This window comes from Mycetocola sp., from assembly GCF_025464835.1.
Lineage (GTDB): Bacteria > Actinomycetota > Actinomycetes > Actinomycetales > Microbacteriaceae > Mycetocola_A.
Genome location: NZ_JAODMP010000089.1, coordinates 1 through 23,318 on the forward strand (window position 1 = coordinate 1; position 23,318 = coordinate 23,318).

The 23,318-nt window shown below is 66.0% G+C and carries 18 protein-coding genes, 1 tRNA gene, 1 other RNA gene and 1 pseudogene; 14 read left to right on the forward strand and 7 right to left on the reverse strand.

Annotated features, from left to right (window positions below; genetic code table 11):
• Nucleotides 1–544, reverse strand: a pseudogene (locus JWP90_RS10980) (FUSC family protein); the annotation flags it as partial.
• A 119-nt stretch (nucleotides 545–663) separates the two neighbouring features.
• On the opposite strand from JWP90_RS10980, the gene JWP90_RS10985 reads away from it, so the two are divergent.
• The 3 genes from JWP90_RS10985 (at nucleotide 664) to JWP90_RS10995 (ending at nucleotide 3,520) form a co-directional block, all read left to right on the forward strand.
• The gene (locus JWP90_RS10985; protein WP_297363870.1) at nucleotides 664–906 is read left to right on the forward strand and encodes a hypothetical protein; all 243 of its coding nucleotides are present in this window, start codon (nucleotides 664–666) and stop codon (nucleotides 904–906) included.
• Nucleotides 907–1,052: 146 nt separating this feature from the next.
• On the forward strand, nucleotides 1,053–3,332 hold the full coding sequence (locus tag JWP90_RS10990; protein WP_297363873.1) for a carbon starvation CstA family protein: 2,280 nt from the start codon (nucleotides 1,053–1,055) through the stop codon (nucleotides 3,330–3,332).
• Nucleotides 3,329–3,520 (forward strand): YbdD/YjiX family protein, encoded by a 192-nt coding sequence (locus JWP90_RS10995; RefSeq protein WP_297363876.1) that lies wholly within the window; start codon nucleotides 3,329–3,331, stop codon nucleotides 3,518–3,520. The genes JWP90_RS10990 and JWP90_RS10995 overlap by 4 nt, the downstream gene beginning before the upstream one ends.
• A 119-nt stretch (nucleotides 3,521–3,639) precedes the next feature.
• Here JWP90_RS10995 and JWP90_RS11000 read toward each other — a convergent pair whose 3' ends face one another.
• Nucleotides 3,640–4,464: a DUF2382 domain-containing protein gene (locus JWP90_RS11000; RefSeq protein ID WP_367182714.1), complete on the reverse strand. Its 825-nt coding sequence runs from the start codon at nucleotides 4,462–4,464 to the stop codon at nucleotides 3,640–3,642.
• 254 nt (nucleotides 4,465–4,718) lie between these two features.
• Here JWP90_RS11000 and JWP90_RS11005 point away from each other — a divergent pair, with 254 nt between their 5' ends.
• The 6 genes from JWP90_RS11005 to JWP90_RS11030 all read left to right on the forward strand — a co-directional run bounded on the left by JWP90_RS11005 (nucleotide 4,719) and on the right by JWP90_RS11030 (nucleotide 11,629).
• Nucleotides 4,719–5,432, forward strand: coding sequence for a phosphatase PAP2 family protein (locus JWP90_RS11005; protein ID WP_297363879.1), 714 nt, complete (start codon nucleotides 4,719–4,721; stop codon nucleotides 5,430–5,432).
• Nucleotides 5,429–6,199, forward strand: coding sequence for a GNAT family N-acetyltransferase (locus JWP90_RS11010; protein WP_297363882.1), 771 nt, complete (start codon nucleotides 5,429–5,431; stop codon nucleotides 6,197–6,199). The genes JWP90_RS11005 and JWP90_RS11010 overlap by 4 nt, the downstream gene beginning before the upstream one ends.
• Before the next feature lie 26 nt (nucleotides 6,200–6,225).
• Nucleotides 6,226–7,338 carry an o-succinylbenzoate synthase gene (gene menC, locus JWP90_RS11015; RefSeq protein ID WP_297363885.1) on the forward strand — a complete coding sequence of 371 codons (1,113 nt, stop codon included), beginning with the start codon at nucleotides 6,226–6,228 and terminating at the stop codon, nucleotides 7,336–7,338.
• A gap of 173 nt (nucleotides 7,339–7,511) precedes the next feature.
• Nucleotides 7,512–8,771, forward strand: a complete 1,260-nt coding sequence (locus JWP90_RS11020) for an FAD-binding protein (RefSeq protein ID WP_297363888.1) — start codon at nucleotides 7,512–7,514, stop codon at nucleotides 8,769–8,771.
• A gap of 174 nt (nucleotides 8,772–8,945) precedes the next feature.
• Nucleotides 8,946–10,787, forward strand: a complete 1,842-nt coding sequence (locus JWP90_RS11025) for a helicase HerA-like domain-containing protein (RefSeq protein WP_297363891.1) — start codon at nucleotides 8,946–8,948, stop codon at nucleotides 10,785–10,787.
• 257 nt (nucleotides 10,788–11,044) lie between these two features.
• Complete coding sequence (locus JWP90_RS11030) at nucleotides 11,045–11,629, forward strand: GNAT family N-acetyltransferase (RefSeq protein WP_297363918.1); 585 nt, start codon at nucleotides 11,045–11,047, stop codon at nucleotides 11,627–11,629.
• Here the strand turns inward: JWP90_RS11030 and JWP90_RS11035 are convergent.
• On the reverse strand, nucleotides 11,626–12,159 hold the full coding sequence (locus JWP90_RS11035; protein WP_297363894.1) for a hypothetical protein: 534 nt from the start codon (nucleotides 12,157–12,159) through the stop codon (nucleotides 11,626–11,628). The genes JWP90_RS11030 and JWP90_RS11035 overlap by 4 nt on opposite strands.
• Before the next feature lie 343 nt (nucleotides 12,160–12,502).
• Nucleotides 12,503–12,590 (reverse strand) — tRNA-Ser (locus tag JWP90_RS11040).
• Nucleotides 12,591–12,711: 121 nt separating this feature from the next.
• Here JWP90_RS11040 and ffs point away from each other — a divergent pair.
• The 5 genes from ffs (at nucleotide 12,712) to JWP90_RS11065 (ending at nucleotide 20,469) form a co-directional block, all read left to right on the forward strand.
• An RNA gene (gene ffs, locus JWP90_RS11045) (signal recognition particle sRNA small type) lies at nucleotides 12,712–12,808 on the forward strand.
• 142 nt (nucleotides 12,809–12,950) lie between these two features.
• Nucleotides 12,951–15,446: a phosphoketolase gene (locus JWP90_RS11050; protein WP_297363897.1), complete on the forward strand. Its 2,496-nt coding sequence runs from the start codon at nucleotides 12,951–12,953 to the stop codon at nucleotides 15,444–15,446.
• A gap of 66 nt (nucleotides 15,447–15,512) precedes the next feature.
• Nucleotides 15,513–17,627, forward strand: a complete 2,115-nt coding sequence (gene pta / locus JWP90_RS11055; protein ID WP_297363900.1) for a phosphate acetyltransferase — start codon at nucleotides 15,513–15,515, stop codon at nucleotides 17,625–17,627.
• Entirely contained in the window at nucleotides 17,624–18,844 is a 1,221-nt protein-coding gene (locus JWP90_RS11060; protein WP_297363903.1) for an acetate kinase, read from the forward strand. The genes pta and JWP90_RS11060 overlap by 4 nt, the downstream gene beginning before the upstream one ends.
• Nucleotides 18,841–20,469 (forward strand): ATP-binding protein, encoded by a 1,629-nt coding sequence (locus JWP90_RS11065; RefSeq protein WP_297363905.1) that lies wholly within the window; start codon nucleotides 18,841–18,843, stop codon nucleotides 20,467–20,469. Before JWP90_RS11060 ends, JWP90_RS11065 begins: the two co-directional genes overlap by 4 nt.
• Here the strand turns inward: JWP90_RS11065 and JWP90_RS11070 are convergent.
• The 3 genes from JWP90_RS11070 to JWP90_RS11080 are packed head-to-tail and all read right to left on the reverse strand — an operon-like array spanning nucleotide 20,444 to nucleotide 23,239.
• Complete coding sequence (locus JWP90_RS11070; RefSeq protein WP_297363908.1) at nucleotides 20,444–21,901, reverse strand: glycosyltransferase family 2 protein; 1,458 nt, start codon at nucleotides 21,899–21,901, stop codon at nucleotides 20,444–20,446. The genes JWP90_RS11065 and JWP90_RS11070 overlap by 26 nt on opposite strands.
• 1 nt (nucleotide 21,902) lies before the next feature.
• Entirely contained in the window at nucleotides 21,903–22,844 is a 942-nt protein-coding gene (locus tag JWP90_RS11075) for a HEAT repeat domain-containing protein (protein ID WP_297363911.1), read from the reverse strand.
• A 29-nt stretch (nucleotides 22,845–22,873) separates the two neighbouring features.
• Nucleotides 22,874–23,239, reverse strand: a complete 366-nt coding sequence (locus JWP90_RS11080) for a response regulator (protein WP_297363913.1) — start codon at nucleotides 23,237–23,239, stop codon at nucleotides 22,874–22,876.
• Nucleotides 23,240–23,318 lie beyond the last annotated feature (79 nt).

The window sequence follows — 23,318 nt, forward strand, 5'->3', positions numbered from 1 at the left end:
CGCCCGACTGGCCGAGGAGCACCGCGAACCCGACGGTGGCCACCGCCGTACCGAGTCCCAGCAGCAGCGGTGGCTGCTGGGGGACGGAGGCGATCGCCGCGAAAGCGAAGATGTGGAACAGGGAGCCTCCCGGCCGGAGGCGGAACAGTCCTGCCGCGAAGGTCCCGAGTCCGGCGACCGCGCTGGTGAGCAGGACGAGTCCCCAGGGTCCGACGTCGCCGCGCGAGGCCAGTGCGGCCGCCAGGATCACGGCGAGCATGAGCCCGCCGCCACGGATCTGGGTGGCGAGGCGCTGGCGGTGCGGTTCGTTCCGCCCGTAGATGCCGGCGAAGGCCCCGAACGTGGCGAAGACGGCGAGATCGAGGCGTCCGATCAGCAGCACCACGAGCAAGGGGACGCCCACTCCGATCGCGCAGCGGAGTGCCGGGTGGTGGTCGTCGGCGGAGGGGGTGATGCTCACCAGGTCGCGGAGGAGGTGCACGGACTGCGGGCTTTCGGTCGGAGGAATCGACGGCGCCGCTGGCATCGGATGGCACGATGCCATCGATCAACCCTACTCCCGTCCGGGCCCGGCCGGCCGGCGCGGAAGCATCATCAGCATGCTTTCGATTCGGCCGTGGCTGTGGAAAGGTTGCAGGACAGTCAACCGGAAGGAGCAGCACAGTGAGCACGCATCACGGCCACGACGGGGACGAGGGCGGACTGGCGCAGGCAGCCGACAGCTTCGCCGAGAACCTCGGCGACCAGGTGCCGGACGGCATCGACAACGGACCGACCGACGACGCGGACGAGCCCGCCGACAGCCGTACCAGGACACACGCGAGCATCAGCGAGGGCATGAACGCCAACGACGACGAGCCGCCCGCCGTGCTCGGCGACGACGACGGCCCCCGCAGGTCGTCCTGACCGACCGGGTCGGGGAGCGCCGGCCCACCTGCCGCAGGGGCGGGTGCGTTCGGCGCATTCCGTCGCCCGGCAGGCTTGCCATGTGACGCGGCGCTCACTACGTTGCTACCTTCGTGTGCATCACACTCTCGCACCCGAGGAGCATCATGAGTAAGAAGCAGAACGGATCCCACCGGCACGCCGACGTGCTGGTGACGGATCCGGACCTGCCCGCGGTCGCCGTCGACCCGCAGCAGGCTGAAGCAGAAGACCGCCGGTGGACCCCGGCGAAGATCGCACTGTGGGTAGGCGTCGCGCTCCTGGGCGGTATCGCCTGGACCATCCTGGCCATCGTCCGGGGCGAGACGGTGAACGCCATCTGGTTCGTCTTCGCCGCCGTCTGCACCTACCTCATCGCCTACCGGTTCTACTCCAAGTTCATCGAGCGGGTCATCACCCGACCCGATGACCGACGGGCAACACCAGCCGAATACAAGGCCAACGGCAAGGACTACGTCCCCACCGACCGGCGCGTGCTCTTCGGGCACCACTTCGCGGCGATCGCCGGGGCAGGCCCGCTCGTCGGACCCGTTCTCGCCGCACAGATGGGCTACCTTCCGGGCACCCTCTGGATCATCGTCGGCGTCATCCTCGCCGGCGCTGTGCAGGACTACCTCGTCCTGTTCTTCTCCACCCGCAGAGGCGGCCGCTCTCTCGGCCAGATGGCCCGCGACCAGCTCGGCAGGGTCGGCGGCACCGCGGCTATCCTCGCCACTCTCGTCATCATGGTCATCATCGTCGCCATCCTCGCGCTCGTCGTCGTGAACGCGCTCGGCGAAAGCCCCTGGGGTGTCTTCAGCGTCTCGATGACCATCCCGATCGCCCTGTTCATGGGCGTCTACCTGCGGTACTTCCGCCCTGGCAAGATCACCGAAGTGTCACTCATCGGTTTCGTCCTGCTGATGGCGGCGATCGTCGGTGGCGGGGCCGTCGCCGCAACCGACTGGGGCGCCGCCGCGTTCACCCTTGACCGCACCACGATCGCGTGGGGCATCATCATCTACGGCTTCATCGCGGCGATCCTGCCGGTGTGGCTGCTGCTCGCACCGCGCGACTACCTGTCCACCTTCATGAAGATCGGCACGATCTTCATGCTCGCCGCGGCGATCATCGTCGTGCGACCCGAGATCACCGTCCCGGCGTTCAGCGAATTCGCCGGCAGGGACGACGCCCCCGTTGTACCCGGTTCCCTGTTCCCGTTCCTCTTCGTCACCATCGCGTGTGGTGCGTTGAGCGGGTTCCACGCGCTCATCGCATCCGGAACCACGCCCAAGCTGCTCGAGAAGGAACGCCAGGCCCGGTTCATCGGCTACGGCGGCATGCTGATGGAAAGCTTCGTCGCCATCATGGCGCTCGTTGCGGCCATCTCGATCGACCGCGGACTGTACTTCGCCATGAACATCTCGGCAGCGAACACGCTCGGCACCGTCGACGGCGCCGTCGCTTACGTCAACTCCCTCGGTCTCACCGGAGTGAACCTCACGCCGGAACTGCTTCAGGAGACCGCCAGGAACGTGGGTGAGGAGAGCATCGTCTCCCGCACGGGTGGCGCGCCGACCCTCGCCGTCGGTCTCGCGCACATCATGCAGTCCTTCATCGGCGGCACCGGCATGATGAGTTTCTGGTATCACTTCGCGATCATGTTCGAGGCGCTCTTCATTCTCACCGCTGTGGATGCCGGTACCCGGGTCGCCCGGTTCATGCTGCAGGACACCCTCGGCAACATCCTCCCGAAGTTCAGGGATGCCAGCTGGACGGTCGGTGCCTGGATCTGCACGGCCATCATGGTTGCGGCGTGGGGGGCGATCTTGATCATGGGCGTCACCGACCCGCTCGGCGGGATCAACACCCTGTTCCCGCTGTTCGGTATCGCGAACCAGCTGCTCGCCGCGATCGCGCTCGCCGTGTGCCTCGCCATCGTCGCAGACCGTGGGTACTTCAGATACCTCTGGGTGGTCGCGCTGCCGCTTGCATTCGCGACCGTCGTCACGGTCACGGCGTCGATGTACAAGATCTTCTCGCCGGTCCCGGCGGTAGGCTACTGGGCTCAGAACGCCGCGTTCCGCCAGGCGCTGGCCCAGGGGGAGGAAAGCTTCGGCACGGCACCGACCCGTGCGGCCATGGAGGCGGTGGTTCGCAACACCGTCGTTCAGGGGACCCTGTCGATCCTGTTCGTCACGCTGACCATCATCGTGATCGGGATCGCCGTGTTCCGCACCATCCGGGCCTTCCAGAATGGCGGTGGCGTCAACACCGAGGACCCGATCGTGCCGTCGAGGATCTTCGCCGCTGCAGAGCTCTCGACAACCAAAGCCGAGAAACGCATCCAGAAGCAGTGGGATGCGTTGCCGGTCGAACGTCGTCGGGTGAAGGCGAGGCACGAATGAACGCCCTCGCGGTCGGTCTCGTCAAAGCCGGACGGTATCTGAAAGCAGTGATGGGCGACGACGCCTACGAGATCTACCTCGCCCATCACGCGGCCACACACCCGGACACACCACCGATGCCCGAGAGGATGTTCTGGCGTGAGCGCGACGACGAGCAGGATCACAACCCGCAGGGTCGCTGCTGCTAGCCGACCGGGAACGGATGCGGCGGCATCCGTTCCCCGGGTTGGCGCGTGGACGGTTCGCCCAACGGCAACGAAAAAGCGGCCGGCCGGCAAACGCCGGCCGGCCGCTTTTCTTCCTTCGGTCAGATGCGGTCGTCGCGACCTGTGCCGCGGGCCGTTGTGTCGTCTCCCTCGATTTCGATCTCCTCGCGGGCGACGTCCTCAGTCACGGTCTGCTGCTCGGTGACGACGTCCTTGTCGAGTCGGACGCGTTCCACAGGGACGGTCTCCTTGTTGACAACGACGCGTTCCTCCGTGAGCGTCACTTCGTGCTCTTCCTCGCTGAGCTCAGGGCCTGACATGGCGTCACCGATGTTCGCGTCTGTGATGGGCTCGCGCTCGAGCCGGACCTCCTCGCGCTGCACCGGAACCGTGACGTTCTGCTGCTCGGTGACGACATACTTGCGAAGGCGCGCCTTGCCGGTCTGCACCTTCTGCGTTCCGACGTTGAGCTGCTGCTCAGAGCGGGTCATGGCGTCATCTGTGTTGGGCCCGGACGTGTCCCGTCCTGGGCCTCCGACGGTGTCGCGACGGTCCGTGTCCGTGTGGTCCGCGGTGTCTGTACCCGTGTAGCCGGCTCCACCGGCGGAGCCGGAGCTCATGCCGTAGTACTGGTAGAGGGATTCCTGGTCGTTCGTGGACAGTTCGCCGTCCACATCGATGCGCGGAGCATCCTTGACGAAAGCCTTGTCGTAGGGAACGCGAAGGCTGTCGCCGTCAAGTGTCGCGTTCTCGAGCGGCACGAACGATTCGCTGGTGCCGAAGAGACCGGTGTTGACGCTGGCCCAGACTGCGTGGCCGTCGTCCGGGTCGACGTAAACCTGGCCGACTTTGCCGATCTTGTCTCCGTCATTGTCATACGCGGTTGAGCCGATGACGGCGTCGATAGTGCTGGTCTCAATCATCATTGAATTCCTTTGCTCTATGGTTTTTTCGCTCAGGGGGCAACGGGCGAGAAACAGTAGCCCGAAGTGGGTACTGCTGGCAGAGTCAGTATGCGTCGGGACGAGCGGAAACAGGCGGGGCTTGACTCTCGATGCGAGGTGTCGGACCATGCGTGGGTGTCCTCACCGCGGGGGCAACTTCGCATCACATCGCCTGCCTCGCTGTCAATGCTCGCCCGCAATGCCCATTTCTTCCCCGCGCCATGCATTATTAACAAATGTCTGAACAACGCATCGATCCGTCGACACAGGCCGATCCGTCCGCCAAGCGCGTCGCCAACCGCTGGCCGTGGATCTCCGGGGGTGTCGCCCTCGCGCTCGGAGTGATTCTCGCCTTGCTCATCAAGCAACGCGGCAACGAACTCCCGTTCATGCTCGACTCTGAGTGGAGCGAAGAGGTCTTCGACGAAAACCGGCTGCCGATCCTCGAGTGGATGTCGTACGGGATGAACTGGCTGGGCGGCGGGGCCTTCGCGACGTTCATCCTCCCGATCCTCCTCGTGATCGTTCTGCTGGTTCTGAAACGACCCTGGTCCGCGTTGTTCTTCGCCCTCGTGTCGCTGGTCAGCGTCGGCCTGGTGCAACTTCTGAAGAGTGTGGTCGATCGTGCCAGGCCGGAGGAGATGCTCGTCGTCAGCGATCACGGTTCCTTCCCGTCGGGCCACGCGGCGAACGCGGCGACCATGGCGGTTGCCCTCGGCATCATCTTCCCGAGAATCTGGGTCTGGGCCGCCGGCACCATCTGGGTCGCCCTGATGATGTTCTCGCGCACCTACCTGGGTGTGCACTGGCTCACCGACACGATAGGCGGCGCCCTGCTCGGCGCCGGCGTCGTGCTCATCCTCTGGGCCCCGTTCGCGGCGAAAATCTCGGGCGAGCCTGTGCGCAAGAAATCATCGGCCGTTCCCGACCGCAGCGAATCGGTGGCGTGACGTCTGCCAGCGAGCAGGCGGATGCCGCAGCCCGCGGCGCTGGGGTCGGCATCCGTCCCGCGAATCAGCGGGCCGACTACGTGGGAATCTGCCGGCTGCTCGACGAGACCTGGCGCCGGGGTTCCGGCACTGACCCGTCTTTCGTTCAGGCAATCGCCCACGCGGGGAACACCGTTTTGCTCGCCGAGCGCGACGGAGCAACGGTCGGCGCACTTGTCGGGATTCTGGGCTGGGATGCCGGCCTGCACGTGCACTCCCACGTGGCGGCGGTCACCCCGGCTGCCCGCGGCGGAGTCGGCTTCGCCCTCAAACTCGCTCAACGAGCGCTCGCTCTCGAACACGGTGTGACCGAGGTCCGATGGACCTTCGACCCGCTCGTCCGCCGCAACGCCCACCTCAATCTCGAAAAGCTGCGCGCGACAGTACGTGCGTACCTGCCCGACTTCTACGGCCGCCTCGACGACGCGATCTCCGGCAGCGACGCGAGCGACCGCTTCGAGGTGAGCTGGCAACTGGACTCGCCGGCGGTGGCCGAGGCGGTCGAGCGTTCGCTCACCCGGGCGGGGCCGCTGAAGGGATACACCGCTTCGGTGCCATCCCACGACCACGGCATCCGGTTCGAACTGCACCACGACTTCGAGGCTTTGCGACGCGACGACCCGGATGCCGCTGCAGAGATGCGCGAGGCATCCCGCGCTGTCTTCGTACCGGCCTTCGATGGGGGACTGTCGGTCCATTTCGTGAACGGCGGATACGTCTTCGCGTAGGTACCCCGGCACGCTAAGGTCGGCAGATGAAGGTCGACTCGATCACCCTGCACCGCATCGCGATGCCACTCGTGCGCCCATTCGAGACGAGTTTCGGCCGCGAGACCGAGCGCATCGTTCTGCTCGTCCACCTCGTCACCGACGCCGCTGAGGGCTGGGGCGAATGCGTCGCCGGATCGTCGCCCGGTTACAGTTCCGAGTATGTCGAGGGCTGTGCCCACGTGATCGAGCACCACCTTGCACCGCTGCTGTTCGATGCGGCCGAGGTGCGGGCTGAGGACCTCGACCGGCTGTTCGCTCCGGTCGTCGGGCACCGGATGGCGAAGGCCGCGCTGGAGGCGGCCGTCCTTGACGCCGAGCTGAGGGCATCCGGAACCAGCTTCGCCCGCCGTCTCGGAGCCGTCCGCACCGAGGTCGACTGCGGAGTCTCGGTAGGTATCAGCCCGACAATCGACCAACTGCTCGACGAAGTTCGAGGCTATGTCGATGCAGGCTACCGCCGCATCAAACTGAAGATCAAACCCGGCTGGGATCTCGAACCGGTCCGCCGGGTGCGCGAGCGTCTCGGGCCGGATGCCGCGCTGCAGGTCGACGCGAACACCGCGTACACGCGGGGAGACATCGCCCACCTCCAGCACCTCGACGAATCGAATCTGCTGCTGATCGAGCAGCCGTTTGATGAGGAGGACATCGCGTCGCACGTACTCCTGGCGCGGGCGATCGAAACGCCGGTCTGTCTTGACGAGTCCATCGTCTCGGTCGGCGTCACGGTGGACGCGATCGAGCGCGGCGCCACCTCCATCGTCAACATCAAACCCGGCCGGGTCGGCGGGTACCTGCCCGCTGTCGCGATCCATGACGCCTGCCTGGCCCGGGGCATCCCGGTCTGGTGCGGTGGGATGCTCGAAACCGGTATCGGCCGGGCGATGAACGTGGCGCTCGCCGCGTTACCCGGCTTCGCCCTCCCTGGGGACACGAGCGCGTCCGACCGGTATTACGCCGAGGATCTCACCGAACCGTTCGTGCTCAACGACGGTCGGCTGACCGTGCCGACGGGGCCGGGTTCCGGGGTGACTGTGCGCACCGAGCTCGTCAGGGCGTGGGCGGTCCAGCCACCGCGGCTCCTGAAGCGGCAGTGAGGTGCCCAGTACATCCGCTGCGGACCATTTCATCCGATGCGCCGCGTGTTTTCGTCCGCAACGGGTGAAATGACTCGCCGTGACGTTCGCCGGACCCTCGCCCGAGCCGGGCACAATGGACGGAACATCCGTGCCGTACCCCCACCCAGCGCCCCGGCGCATGAAAGGTTCTTGTGACAAACGTTCTCGGCACGAATTGGTCAGGCAACCACGCCTACCTCGCGGCCCGCGTCGAAACACCGGCAACCGTCGACGAGGTGCAGGATCTGCTCCGTGGTGCGAGCGCCGTCCGGGCGCTTGGGACCCGGCATTCGTTCAACACCATCGCGGACTCGGCCGATCTGCTGATCTCCACCGAGCTGCTGCGCTCCGATCCCGTGCTCGACGTCGAGGCCCGGACGGTGACGGTGGGCGCCGGCATCCGTTACGGAGATCTTGCACGGGAGTTGCAGGCATCCGGGTGGGCGCTGCCCAACCTCGCCTCGCTTCCGCACATCTCGGTCGGTGGCGCCATCGCCACCGGGACGCACGGCTCTGGCAACCGAATCCCGTCGCTCGCTGCTTCCGTCGCCGGGCTCGAACTGGTTCTCGCCTCGGGGGAGGTGCTGCAGCTGCGTCGCGGTGACCCCGACTTCGACGGCGCTGTCGTCAGCCTGGGCGCCCTGGGGATCGTGACTCGGGTCACACTCGACATCGAGCCGACGTTCGACGTCGAGCAGTCCGTTTTCGAGAGGATCGCGTTCTCCGCTGTGACCTTGAACTTCGACGCGATCACATCAGCGGCATACAGCGTGTCACTCTTCACCACGTGGCAGGATCCGGATGTTCTCGACCAGGTCTGGCTGAAGCGACGCGGGATGGACGCTGCGGCCCCCTCCGACCTGTTCGGTGCGACGGCGGCGCCGGCCGACCGGCATCCGCTGCCCGGCATCTCCGCCGTGAACTGCACCGCTCAGATGGGTGTGGCAGGGGCGTGGCTTGACCGTCTTCCGCATTTCAGGCTGGACTTCACCCCGTCGAACGGCGAGGAGTTGCAGAGCGAGTACCTGGTGCCGCGCCGGCACGCCGTTGCCGCGTTGAGCGCCGTACGTGCGCTCGCAGACCAGATCGCGCCGTTGTTGCAGGTCTGCGAGGTGCGGACCTTCGCCGCCGACAACCTGTGGCTCAGCGGTGCTTACGGAACCGATGCCGTTGGATTGCATTTCACCTGGTTCAAGAAACAGTCCGCGGTCGAGGCGCTGTTGCCGACGCTGGAGGCCGCTTTGGAGCCGTTCGCGGCCCGCCCGCACTGGGGCAAGCTGTTTTCCGCTGATCCGGGAGCCTTGGAGCGGGTCTATCCGCGGTTGCCGGAGTTCCGGGCGCTCGCCGCGCGACTGGACCCGGCGCGCGTGTTTGTGAATGAGTTCCTGGAGCGAACGGTGCTCCCCGGCTGATTCCGCCCAGGGTTCTACTCCGGCGTCGTTCCCACCTGCGGAGTTTTCGCAGAAAACGGCACCTTCAGCCACGGCAGGGCCGCGGTCGCGGCGTTTCTCCGAAGATCGGAACAGCCGCCGCGCAATCGGCGCAATCCCTCCGCAGGAATTGTGCCGGTGGCTAGGCTCATGCCCATGAACGACGCTGACGCACCCGATCCTCTTGCCGAAGCCCGAGCCGAAGCCGCTGCGCTCGCCGAGGCGGCCGAGCAGGCGCAGGCGGCGGCCGCCGCAGCCCAGAAGCGGCTCGAGGACGCGGCATCACGGGCCCAAGCCGAGGCGCAGGCGACGGATGAGGCGGCCGCAGCCGTAGGACCACGGGCAGCGCCGCCCGCAGACATGGCCGCACCGCTCGGCGCCGACGACATCGACCGGATCCGCACCGGCTACGCCTTCGAGGGGCCGGCACTGCAGATGGGAGCGCTCGTGAACGGCGATCCGCTTCCGGACGTGCAGGTGCGCATCCCGCTCGCGATGATGAACCGGCACGGCCTGGTCGCCGGGGCGACCGGCACGGGCAAAACCCGCACGCTGCAGGGCCTCGCCGAACAGCTCAGCGCGCACGGCGTGCCGGTGTTCGCCGCCGATATCAAAGGCGACCTCTCCGGCATAGCGCTTCCCGGAGAAAACAGCGAAAAACTGCTCAGCCGCACGAGAGGCATCGGCCAGCACTGGACCCCGGATGCCTTCCCGCTCGAGTATTTCTCGCTCGGTGGTGTCGGCAGGGGAGTGCCGATCCGGGCGACGATCGCGGGCTTCGGTCCGATCCTGCTCAGCAAAGTCCTCGGCCTCAACGACACGCAGGAGTCCAGCCTCGGCCTCGTGTTCCACTACGCCGACGAAGCCGGTCTTCCGCTGCTCGATCTCACCGACCTCCGTGCGGTGCTGACGTACCTCGCGAGCGACGACGGCAAAGCGGAACTCACGGAGCTCGGCGGGCTCTCGAGCGCCACGGTCGGAGTGATCCTTCGCGAGCTCATCATCTTCGCCGACCAGGGCGCCGACGTGTTCTTCGGCGAACCGGAGATCGACACGGCGGAATTCCTCCGCACCACCGCCGACGGTCGGGGCATCATCAGCCTGCTCGAGGTGCCAGGCGTTCAGGATAAACCGGCTCTCTACTCGACCTTCCTGATGTGGCTGCTCGCCGACCTGTTCAACGACCTTCCTGAGGTCGGCGACCTTGACAAGCCCAAACTGGTGTTCTTCTTCGACGAAGCCCACCTGCTCTTCCGGGACGCGTCGAAGGATTTCCTCGCGCAGATCACCCAGACCGTGCGTCTCATCCGTTCGAAGGGTGTCGGTATCTTCTTCGTGACCCAGAGCCCGAAGGATGTCCCTGGCGACGTCCTCGCGCAGCTCGGCTCCCGCGTGCAGCACCAGTTGCGTGCCTTCACGCCCGACGATGCCAAGGCTCTCCGTGCCACCGTCTCCACCTTCCCGAACTCCGGCTACGACCTCGAGGAGACCCTGACCGTTCTCGGAACCGGCGAAGCGATCGTCACGGTCATGAACGAGAAGGGCGCGCCGTCGCCCGTCGCCTGGACCCGGCTTCGCGCGCCCCAGGGCCTGATGTCTCCGAGCCCGGATGCCATGATCGAGGCCGCAGTCGCGGCATCCGTTCTGCTGCCGAAGTACGGCACCCCGGTGAACCGGGAGTCCGCTCGGGAGATCCTCGCGGCGAAGATGGAGTCGGCGAATGCAGCGGCAGCCGCCGAGGAAGCTGCCTTGGAGCAGGCGAGAGCCGAGGCGGAGTTCGCGAAGCAGAAAGCCGGGATGGACAAGGCGCAGGCGGCCGCGCGGAAAAAGGCGGATGCCGAATACGAGCGGCTGCTCCGCAAGACGCAGGGCGCCACCCGGCGCACAAGCACCCGCAGACAGAAGACGGTGCTGGAGGAAGTGCTCGGTTCCCGAACGACCAAGACGATCCTCACCGGCGTCGTCGAGGGAATCTTCGGTACCCGCCGGCGTCGGTAGGCCCTCCGTCAACCGAGGGCGTGATTCGCCTGAGGCACTGTTACGAACTGCGGAGATTGTGGATGCTCGGGGGCTTTGCGGCCCAGGAACTGCCGATTCGGTGAGAAACTCCGTACTTGCGGACTGTAGCGGCCTTGACGGATTCCCCGACACCACCGTCTCGGGCGGGAAAACCCGGAGATCAGCCACTATCCGTCGACGAGACCCCGCCTTGTCCTCCCGGAGATGCGCGACGCGTGCGTAAACTCGGGCGCGTGATGCGAATTCGACCGTACGAGCCCAGAGACCGTGCCGATGTCATCGACATTTGCATCCGAACGGGCGACAACGGGCAGGACGCCACTGGACTCCATTCTTCTGATGAGCTTCTCGCCGACATATACGCCCTGCCCTATGTCGACCATGAGCCTGAGCTGGCCTTCGTCGTCGACGACGGTGATCGAGCAGTCGGGTACGTCCTCGGCGCGGCCGACACGAGGGCCTTCGCCGAGTGGTTCAGTGCCGAGTGGTGGCCGACGGTCGCTGGTAAATACTCCAGCAATGGCGTACTGGAACGCGCGATCATCGTCTCGGCCGAGAACCCGGAACGGATGCTGATCGCCGCCGTCGACGACTACCCGGCTCATTTGCACATCGACCTTCTACCGGAAGCGCAGGGGCAGGGGCTCGGTCGCCGGCTCATCGAAATGCTGGCTGCGACCCTTCGGGAGCGCGGCATCCCGGGGCTGCACCTCGTCGTCGGAGCAGGGAATGCGAACGCACAGGCCTTCTACCGTCGGGTCGGGTTCACCGAGCTGGCGTCCGATGCGGGCGGGGTCATGATGGGGATCAAACTCGTTTAGGGCATCCGGCTGGGCCGGCGCTCGAACCAGTAGAGCATTTCGGGCCGGGTGGCCTGCAGCTCGTCGAGCGTGACGGGATGGTCGATGTGCTCGATCGGCGCCATGGCCAGATGCGAGGCGATGCTATTGATGTCGTTGCGCGACCAGTATTCACCGCGCATACGCATGAGCGGGCGGCCGTTGGCGTCCAAGACGAACATCTGAAGCCGCGACTGTGACGCCATCGTGCGATGCATCTCGAGCATCACGACACGGGCGATGGAGTCGAGCGGGACGCGACTCGTGCCGAAGAAGAACCGCCGCTCGAGCAGGTGCGTCGGCGTCACACTGACGCACACCCGCAGGTACCGGAACACCCCGAGAATCACGGCGACGAGAACCAGCGTCTGGACCGCCGCCACCCATACCCACGCCCCTGTCGGGATGGTCAGCCAGTACAGCACGAGCAATACCGGCACACTGAGTGCCAGCAGCGCGGCGATGCCTTGCGCCAGAAGTCCCTGGCGCACGCGAACGGACACCACCACCACATCATCGGTTTTAGTCGTCACGTTGCGCCCCCGCTTCGAGATTCATTCTGGGGCATGAACACGCCAATTGGGTAGCCACCCATACGGGGATTCATTCATATGCTGAAAAACGGCAATGGCTGCCGCGGATGAAACGGGAGAGGCGCAATGTCCGCCGGTTGGGGTGGGCAAGCTCAAGGTGGAACGCACAAACGCCCGCCGGTGGGGCGGGCGTTTCTGTTTCTTGCTTTGGCGGAGGATGGGGGATTCGAGCTCCGGAGGGGCGGTGTGCGGTAACCCGACACGCTTTGCGGTGGAACGCAGAAACGCCCACCGGTGGGGCGGGCGTTTCTGGTTCTTGCAGTGGCGGAGAATGGGGGATTCGAACCCCCGAGGGCGTTAACCCAACACGCTTTCCAAGCGTGCGCCATAGGCCACTAGGCGAATTCTCCTGGCCGGTTTCTCACGTTCGCACGTTTTCAACCTCAGCTATCCTATCCTGCTCACGGGGAGCATCCGAACGCCTGCCGGTGACGCGCGCACGACCACCGGGTCGAATGTCATAGAATGGTCATCGGCTCCTCGCGTGGCGCCATCCAGGCCAACTCCCCCAGGACGGAAACGTAGCAAGGGTAACCGGGCTCTGGCGGGTGCGCGAGGAGTCTTCTTCTTTTAACTCCTCCGATTCACCCGTTCCGGACCAGAGCCCCCGGCGTAACGCGTGTATCCGACCACCACGGGTGATATCGCGCTCCGAGCGGGTGCCGCGCCACCCCTTTCCTCGGCTGCACGGCGATTCCTATGATGAGCCCATGGCTCCCACAACGGCAGACACCGAATCGCTCACGCTCATCGACGCCTGGTGGAGGGCCGCGAACTACCTGTCGATCGGGCAGATCTACCTGCTCGACAACCCGCTGCTGCGCGAGAAGCTCACCGCGGATCACATCAAACCGAGGCTGCTCGGTCACTGGGGAACCACGCCTGGCCTCAACTTCGTCTACGCCCACCTCAACCGGGTGATCCGTGAGCGCAGCCAGCCAATGCTCTACATCGCCGGCCCCGGCCACGGCGGTCCAGGCATGGTCGCGAACGCCTACCTCGAGGGCACCTACTCCCAGTTCTACGCGCGAGTCAGCGAGGACGAAGAAGGCTTGCGGCGGTTGTTCCGCCAGTTCTCGTTCCCCGGCGGCATCCCGAGCCATGTCGCACCTGAGACACCAGGCTCCATTCACGAGGGCGGCGAGCTGGGGTACGCGCTGAGTCACGCCTATGGCGCCGCCTTCGACAACCCTGACCTGATCGTCGCCGCGGTGGTCGGCGACGGGGAGGCCGAGACCGGGCCGCTCGCCACGAGCTGGCACTCGAACAAGTTCGTCGATCCGCTGCAGGATGGCGTCGTGCTGCCGATCCTGCACCTCAACGGTTACAAAATCGCGAACCCGACGATCCTCGCCCGTATCCCGGAGGAGGAACTCCTCGACCTGATGCGCGGGTACGGACACAACCCGTACCTCGTCTCGGGGGGCTTCGACGGTGAGGATCCGATGCTTGTGCACGCCCGTATGGCCGAAGCGCTCGACGCGGTGATGGATGAGATCGCGGCCATCAAGCGAACCGCAGCCGAGCGCAACGCGGCGGGGGAGGAGTTCGACCGCCCCCGCTGGCCGATGATCATCCTGCGCACGCCGAAGGGATGGACCTGCCCGGCCGAGATCGACGGGCAACCAGTCGAGAACACCTGGCGAGCGCATCAGGTCCCGCTGGCCAACGCCCGCGACACCCCGGAGCACACGAAAATCCTTGAGGACTGGCTGAATTCGTACCGCCCGGACCACCTCTTCGACGCGGACGGTCGGCTGCGCGAGGACATCGCCGCACTGGCCCCGACCGGGAACCTGCGGATGAGTGCCAGCGCCCACGCCAACGGTGGACTCCTGCGCCGGGACCTCGATTTGCCCGACTTCCGCGACTACGCCGTCGACGTGCCGGCGCCTGGCGCGACAACGGCGGAGGCGACGAAGGTGCTCGGCACCTGGCTGGCCGACGTGATCGCCGGGAACCCGCACAACTTCCGCATCTTCGGGCCCGACGAAACGGCATCCAATCGACTCGCGCCCGCTGTCTATGAGCACACCGGCAAACAGTGGAACGCGGAACTGCTCCCGGTCGACGTCAACCTGTCTCGTGCAGGCCGGGTGATGGAGGTGCTGAGCGAGCACCAGTGCCAGGGCTGGCTCGAGGGGTACCTGCTGACCGGACGGCACGGCCTGTTCAACTGTTATGAAGCGTTCATTCACATCGTCGACTCCATGTTCAACCAGCACGCCAAGTGGCTGAAAACGTCCCGCGAGATCCCCTGGCGCCTGCCCGTCTCGAGCCTGAACTACCTGTTATCGAGCCACGTCTGGCGTCAGGATCACAACGGCTTCAGCCACCAGGATCCGGGCTTCATCGACCACGTCGTCAACAAGAAAGCCGACGTCGTGCGGGTGTACCTGCCACCGGATGCCAACACGCTGCTCTCCACGTACGATCACGTCCTCCGCTCGGTCGACTACGTCAACGTCGTCGTGGCGGGCAAACAACCGCAGGCGAACTGGCTCAGCATGGATGAAGCCATCGCGCACTGCAGTCGCGGCCTGGGGATCTGGGAGTGGGCGGGCACCGAGGTACCTGGCAGCGAGCCTGACATCGTCCTCGCCTGCGCCGGCGACGTGCCGACGCTGGAGGCCCTGGCCGCGGCAGCCATCCTGCGCGAGCGGCTGCCTGAGCTGAAGGTTCGTTTCGTCAACGTCATCGACCTGATGCGGCTGCAGGCGGCGTCGGAGCATCCGCATGGCCTTTCGGATGCCGAGTACGACACGGTGTTCACGACAGACAAGCCGGTCGTTTTCGCGTATCACGGCTATCCATGGCTGATCCACCGGCTGACCTACCGGCGCACAGGGCACGACAACCTGCACGTGCGCGGCTACAAGGAGGAGGGCACGACGACGACGCCGTTCGACATGGTCATGCTCAACGACCTGGACCGCTTCCGGCTCGTGATCGACGTGATCGACCGGGTGCCCCAGCTCGCGGCGACGGCCGCCGGGCTGCGTCAGGAGATGCAGGATGCCCGCCTGCGCGCCCGCCAGTACACCCGCGACCACGGTGAGGATATTCCCGAGGTGGCGGACTGGCAGTGGTCCTCCGACTCGGTCGCTGCGCGACCTGCTCAGGAACCGTCTGTGAAAAGCCCGAGTGCGGGTCATTCGCAGGAGGACGCTCAGGAGCGGGTGGAGACGGGCGGTGACAACGCCTAACCAACCAGTCCGCAAGGTCGACAGTAGTGAACGGTGTGCCCCGGTCAGGGGCCGTAGGGTGGAACTGTGGCGAATAGCATTTACATAACGTCCGCTGAAGGGCAGACAGGCAAATCGACGATCGCGCTCGGTACCCTCGACACCCTCTCTCACCAGGTGCAGCGCGTCGGCGTGTTCCGTCCGATCGCCCGGTCGACCTCTGAACGCGACTACGTCGTCGAACTGCTGCTCAGCCACGACAGCGTCGACCTCGACTACGACGAGTGCATCGGTGTCACCTACGACGCGGTCCACGAGGATGCCGACGCCGCCCTGTCGCACATCGTCGAGCGGTACAAGGCGGTTGAGGCGAAATGCGACGCCGTGGTCATCCTCGGCTCCGACTTCACCGATGTCGGCAGCCCGACAGAACTGGGCTACAACGCCCGCATCGCCACGAACCTCGGAGCGCCGGTGCTGCTCGTGCTCGGTGGCCGGTCCAACCAGGGCTCAGGCGAACGCCTCGGCCAGGCCGACCCGCGGAGCGCGCACGAGATGGGCGACATCGCCGAGCTCGCCCTCCTCGAACTGAAGAACGCGCACGCCACCCTCCTCGCCGTCATTGCGAACCGGGTCGACGCCGACCATCTCGGCGACGTGACCGCCGCTATCGAGAAAGCGGAGCCGGGTGTTCCCGTGTGGGCGATCCCCGAGGACCCGTATCTCATCGCCCCGAGCATGGAATCGATCATGCGCGCCACCGACGGCGTCCTCCTCAAGGGGGACCTCGGTCTGCTCGGCCGTGAAGCGCTCGGCGTGGTCGTCGCCGGCATGGGCATGGTCAACGTGTTGCCGCGGCTGATCGAGGGCGCGGTGCTCGTCGTCGCCGGCGACCGCACCGAAGTCCTGCTCGCCGCGATGATGGCGCAGAGCTCAGGCACTTTCCCGTCGATCGCCGGGATCGTTCTCAATGGTGGGTTCGACCTGCCCGAGCCTGTCGAGCGGCTTCTCGACGGGCTCCCCCAGACGTTGCCAATCATCCGGACCACCCTGGGCACCTACGACACCATCGTCGCGATCACGCGAACCAGGGGTCGCCTCGCCGCCGACTCGCAGCGCAAGTACGACGCCGCCCTCGCCCTGTTCGAAAAGAACGTCGACGCGGAGGGGCTCGTCCGGTTGCTCGAGCTGAGCCGCACCGACGTCGTCACCCCGCTCATGTTCGAGTACGGTCTGCTCGAACGGGCGCGCGCCAACACCAAACACATCGTTCTCCCCGAGGGCGACGACGACCGCATTCTCCGCGCCGCACACACCCTCCTCGCCCGCGGCGTCGTCCAGCTGACGATCCTCGGCGAACCATTCGAGGTGCGTTCCCGGGCCATCGAGCTCGGGCTCGACATCTCGGCAGCCGAGGTCCTTTCGTCGCACGACCCCGTGCTCGGCCTGAAGTTCGCCGAGGAATACGCGAGGATCCGCGCGCACAAGGGTGTGACGCTCGACCAGGCCCGTGACCAGGTCAGCGACGTCTCGTACTTCGGCACGATGATGGTGCATCTCGGCCTGGCTGACGGCATGGTGTCCGGCGCTGCGCACACCACGGCGCACACCATCCGCCCCGGTTTCGAGATCATCAAGACGAAGCCTGGCGTCAACGTGGTTTCATCGGTGTTCCTGATGGCCCTCCAGGATCGCGTGCTCGTCTACGGTGACTGCGCCGTGATCCCCGACCCGGACGCCTCCCAGCTCGCCGACATCGCGATCTCGTCCACTGAGACCGCTGTGCGGTTCGGCATCGACCCCCGCGTCGCGATGCTCTCGTACTCCACCGGTGAGTCCGGTTCAGGCGCTGACGTCGAGAAGGTGCGGGAGGCGACAGCTCTCGTGCGTTCGCGTCGCCCCGACCTTCTCGTCGAGGGACCGATCCAGTACGACGCAGCAGCGGATGCCGCCGTCGGGGCATCGAAGATGCCCGGTTCAGAGGTGGCCGGCCGCGCGACGGTCTTCATCTTCCCTGACCTCAACACGGGGAACAACACGTACAAGGCGGTGCAACGATCGGCGGGGGCTGTCGCGATCGGGCCTGTGCTGCAGGGGCTCAACAAGCCGATCAACGATCTCTCCCGCGGTGCCCTCGTCCAGGACATCGTCAACACGGTCGCCATCACTGCGATCCAGGCGCAAGATGATGCACCAGCATGAGCATCGTCCTCGTGGTCAACTCCGGTTCGTCGTCGTTCAAATACCAGCTCATCGACATGGCCACCGAGCAGACGCTCGCGACCGGTCTCGTCGAGCGGATTGGGGAGAGTTCCGGGCGTTCCGTCCACACCATCCCATGGGATGACGTCCCCTCGGCGGACCGAACGGATGCTCCGCGAACAACGGAGCGCACTCTCCCGATCCCCGACCACACCGCCGGATTCCGCGTCATGCTCGACGCCTTCGAAGCGAACGGCCCGTCGCTTACGCAGCATCCGCTTCGCGCTGTCGGCCACCGGGTCGTCCACGGGGGCAAGCGGTTCTTCGAAGCAACCCTGATCACGGGTCTGGTGAAGATCAACATCGAGGAACTGTCCGAGCTGGCGCCGTTGCACAACCCGGCGAACCTGCAGGGGATCGAGGCGGCGCAGAAGGCCTTCCCTGACATCCCGCATGTCGCCGTCTTTGACACCGCATTCCACCAGACCCTCTCGCCGGCGGCCTACAGCTACGCCATCGACACGACACTCGCCGCCAGACATCGGGTGCGGAAATACGGCTTCCACGGAACCTCGCACAAGTTCGTGTCCGAAGAGGCGGCGGCCTTCCTCGGCCGTCCGCTCGGGGAGCTCAACCAGATCGTGCTCCACCTGGGTAACGGGGCGTCGGCGACAGCTGTCTCCGGCGGGCGGTCGGTGGAAACCTCGATGGGGATGACGCCGTTGGAGGGGCTGGTTATGGGCACCCGTTCCGGCGACATCGACCCTGCGGTTCTGATTCACCTGCACCGTCGGACCGGGATGAGCTTCGACGACCTGGACACCATGCTCAACCGCAAAAGCGGACTGGTCGGGATGTCAGGTGCCGGCGACATGCGAGATGTCCTCGAACGTTCCGCCGGAGGTGACGAGAACGCGGCTCTGGCTTTCGACGTGTACATCCACCGGCTCAAGGGGTACATCGGCAACTATCTCGCGCAGCTGGGCTCCGTCGACGTGATCTCGTTCACCGCCGGTGTCGGCGAGAACGCGGCCCCTGTGCGTGCTGCCGCGCTCGCGGGACTCGAGGCTTTCGGCATCCGTCTCTCGCCAGAACGGAACGAGGAGAAGTCCCGCGATCCCCGACTCATCTCGGCCGACGATTCAGACGTTGCAGTGTTGGTGATCCCCACCAACGAAGAGCTCGAAATCGCCCGCCAGACCCTCTCGGTCGTATGAGCAGCACCGAGCACGCGCTAGAAGACCGCTGGTTCGGGTACCGGCGAGAAGTCGCGTTCCAGCTCGTCACACTCCTGGTCGTGAGCATTGCAATCCTCATTTCCCTGGTGGTCGACCCGGCGTCACTGCGCTCGGTTGCCTTTGCCATCGCCATGGGCGTCTTCGGGGCGGCGACCGTGCTTGTCTTCCCGCTTGGGAAGACCGACTCGAACGTGCTGCTCCTGGTGCCGGTCCTCGACATGATCGCGCTCATCGTGATGCGCCAGGTGCCGGACCACGTCCACGCCATCGGTTACCTCGCCATTCTCCCCGCTTTGTGGCTGGGGTGGTCCGGCCGCCCACTCTTCGCGGCTGTGGCAGTTGTGCTCTCCTTCGGGCTCATCGACCTCCCCGGGGTGAATCCGCACGGCCCTCTGGATCTCGAACATGCCCTGCGGAACTTCCTCACCCCCGCGGTGGTTGCGGTCGCCGCCACGAGCACCTGCCTGGCGGTCCGCCTGATAACCACAGTCATCCAGTCCCTCCAGGCACAGGAGGAGACGGTCGCTGAAGCGTTGCGGCGCGAGCAACACACGTCGAAGATGCTCGACGCCATCGTCGATGCCGTCGACACGTCGGTGTTCGCCTTCGACGCCGACGGGAGCCAGATCCTGGCGAACCGACAGGCGCAGCGGCATCCGGCGATCCTCGAGTCCGGACTCAGCGCTCGTGAACTGGAGACGGCCGGTCTCCTGTTCAGGCAGGACCGCGTGACCCCGCTTCCTGCGGACGACGGCATCATCGGGCGAGCGCTCAAGGGCGAGGAGTACATGCACCGTGTGGTCTGGGCAGGCGCACCGGATGGGCGTCAGTATGCGCTCTCCGCGTCGGCTCGCTCCCTCATCGACGAGGGTGGGCACGTCAAAGGCACGGTCCTCGCGGTCAATGATGTCACCTCGTACCTGCAGACGATCGCGGCGAAGGACGACTTCGTCGCATCGGTGTCGGACGAGCTTCGAACGCCGTTGGCGTCAATCGTCGGGTACCTCGAGCTCATCGAGGACGACCCCCGGGAGCTGCCAGAGGACATCCGGAAACATCTGTCGGTGATCGACCGCAATACCCAGCGGCTTGAGTCTCTCATCAACGACCTCCTGGCGACGGTGACGGAGAAAGAGCAGACCATGGCGCTTGAGCGCCGGTCCACCGACCTCAGCCAGCTATGCCGGGAGACCGTCGACGCCTTCGCGAAACGGGCACACGATTCCCGAGTGCATCTTCGGCTTCATGCCCCGGACGCCGCGGTCGCGATGGCCGACGAGGCGCGCTTGCGTCAGCTCATCGGCAACCTGGTGTCGAATGCGGTCAAGTTCGCCCCGTCCGGCACGGTGGATGTGTGCGTTGAACCGCTGAATGATTCCGTCGTCGTCACCGTCGCCGACTCGGGAGTGGGCGTGCCGCCCGACGAACTCGACGCGATCATGTCCCGCTTCTACCGGGCGACGACGGTGCGGCAGCGCTTCCCGGGAATGGGCCTGGGGCTCTCGGTGAGCAAGTCGATCGTCGAAGCGCACGGCGGCGCCATCGCCATCGCCAGCGAGGAAGAGCGCGGAACGACAGTTACCGTGACACTGCCCCGGCGCTGACGGGCTCCTCGAGGAATCCGGCTCGCGTCATGACGCCCCACTCCTGCTTGGTCCCGCGGAGCGCTGCCCACCAGCCCTGCAGTCGCCAGATCGCGGTCAGCTGGCGGTAGCCCAGGTTCTCGGCCAGCGCAGCCCAGATGCAGCTGCCGAGGTCACGCCAACGGTCGTAGCGGTGGAAGGATGCCTCCTCCACGACGAGAGCCGCGAGGGTGACGAAGAAGCCGTAGGCGTACGAGACGAGCAGGAACAGCAGACCGTACCCAGGGTCCACCAGGCCGAATGCGAGGCCGAGGGGAACAAGGATGAGGCCGACCAGTTCGAGCAGGGGGGCGATGAGTTCGAACGCCCAGTAGAACGGCAACGCAACCATGCCCACCGCGCCATAGCGCGGGTTGAAAGTCATGCCACGGTACTTCCACAGCACCTCCCAGAGCCCCCGGTGCCAACGCCGCCGCTGCCGCGCCAGCACACGCATCGTCGACGGCACCTCGGTCCAGCTGACCGGTTCAGCGACGAACGTCACGCGGTATGGGCGTTTCGACCGGCGCATCAACCGGTGGATGCGCATCACGAGCTCGAAGTCCTCGCCGATGCTGTCGGCATCGAGCCCGCCGACTTCGAGCAGGATGTCCCGGCGGAACATGCCGAACGCTCCTGAGATCAGGACGAGGGCGTTGAGCTGCGACCAGCCGGTGCGCCCAAGCAGGAACGCCCGCAGGTACTCGACCACCTGGATCTTGGCGAGCAGCTGTTTGGGCATGCCGACGTCGACGACGCGGCCACGGTTGACGAGGCATCCGTTCACGGCGCGCACCACTCCGCCGGTCGCCACCGTGTTCTCCGGGTCGTCGGCGAACGGTTTGGAGACTTTGAGCAGGGCGTCGGGATCGATGAGGGAGTCGGCGTCGACCATGACGACGAGGTCACGCTCAGCGAACCGGAGCCCGGCGTTGAGGCTGTCAGAGCGGCCCGAGTTCTCCTTGTCGATGACGGTGAGGTCGAACTCCCCGCCGGCCGACACCCAGACCTGGCGGATGCGGCCACGGACCGGGACCCGCACCGGGTGCTCACGGTCGTCTCGAACGAGCCCGAAGGTGTCGATGAGGGCCTGCAGCGTCGCATCCGTGCTGCCGTCGTTGACCACGATGACCTCGTGGTCGGGGTATCGCAGGTCGATGACCGAGCGAACGGAAGCGACGATCACGGTTTCTTCGTTGTAGGCCGGCATCAACACGGAGATTCCTGGCGTCAGGGGCGACGCCGCCATCGATCTCTCACCGGTGAACGAGGAGCGGCGGATGTGTTTGGCGAAGTGCCTGCTCGCCAGGGCGATCAAGGCCAGGTATGACGTGTTGATGGCGATGAAATAGGCCAGCATCGGTATCGCCATAACGGCGAAGATCGTGCTAAGAACGTCGTGTGCCACGTCCACATCAGCCTCCGATCGGGGTTGCGGTGGCCGCGCGCCGGATGTCGACATCCGGATGATGCCTGAGATCGTTGAGGACCTCCTGCGTCCACGCCGACGGGAAGCTGGCGAGGGCGGCCGTTGCCGCGACGCTGACTGCTGAGTGCCCGGAGGAGGCGGCGTTGTAGAGGGCAGGCACCGCCTGGCGTGTCTGCAGCCGCGTGAGCGAACGGGCGGCCGCGATTCGGACGAGGGGTTCCTTGTCTGCCGTCACCGCGGTGATGAGGCTCGGGATGGCACCGGGGCTCATGACGTGGCTGGCGAGGATCGCTGTCGTGCGCCGGACTGCTGGGTCCTCATCAGTGAAGCCGCCGCTGATCGCCGCGGCGGAGTGCTGTGCCGCTTCGAGCAACGCGGAGCCCACGATGACGGCGGGGACGCCGCTCGACGACGGCAGTGCAGCGAGGAGCGCTGCGATCGCCTCGCGGCGACCGGTGCGTCCGAGGGCCCTGGTGGCAACCGAGCGGACCTCTGCGTTTTCGTCCTGCGCCAGCCGGATGAGGTGGCCGACGGCATCCGGGAAGTCGATCAACCCGAGGATTTCCGCCGCCCGCGCGCGCCGGACCGGGACGGTGCTCGTCGTGCGGGCCACAGCCCGCTTGACGGTTCCGCAGGCGATCAGGATGTGGGTGAGGTTGGTGCGGGTCTCGCCGGTGACGTCATAGAGCATCCGGGTCGCCATCGACTCGGCGCTACGGCGGGCACGACCGCGCAGGGAACGGAACACGGCAAGGCTGTCGTCCAGTTCGTCCTGTTCGGCAACCGCTGTCTGCAGTATCGCGGGGCGGACGCGGTCGGTGAGCCGGCGCATGCGTCGGGCGTGAACGCGGCGAAAAAGCCTCATCGCCAGAACAAGGACGACGGCCACAGCGCACGCGGTGGTGGACGCTATGAGCAGCGAGAACACTACGGAACTCGAGATCAGCGTCGGCACGCTCAGCTCCGCATGAGCGCATTGACTCGCGCAAGAAGAGCCCGCGGGCTGAACGGCTTGGTTACGTAGTCGTCTGCGCCAACGGCGAAACCTGCTTCAACGTCGCGTTCCTGCGCCTTGGCGGTCAGCAGCAGCACCGGGGTGGTGATTTCCGCCTGTCGCAGCGCGGAGAGCACGTCGATGCCTGACATGCCCGGCATCATCACGTCGAGGACGATACCGTCGAAGTTTCCGGTCAGCGCCTCCTGAAGGCCGCTGTTTCCGTCGAGAGCCACCTGGACGGTGTAACCGGCCGCTCCGAGCTTGAGAGCGATCAGATCGCGGATGTCGGCCTCGTCATCGACAACGAGGATTCGCTTATCTGGCATGGGTCCCCCGGGCAGCAAAAATTGTGGGGATGTTTAACCGCGAAAACGCGCCCCGGGATCATCCTAGGGGGCGCGGCGG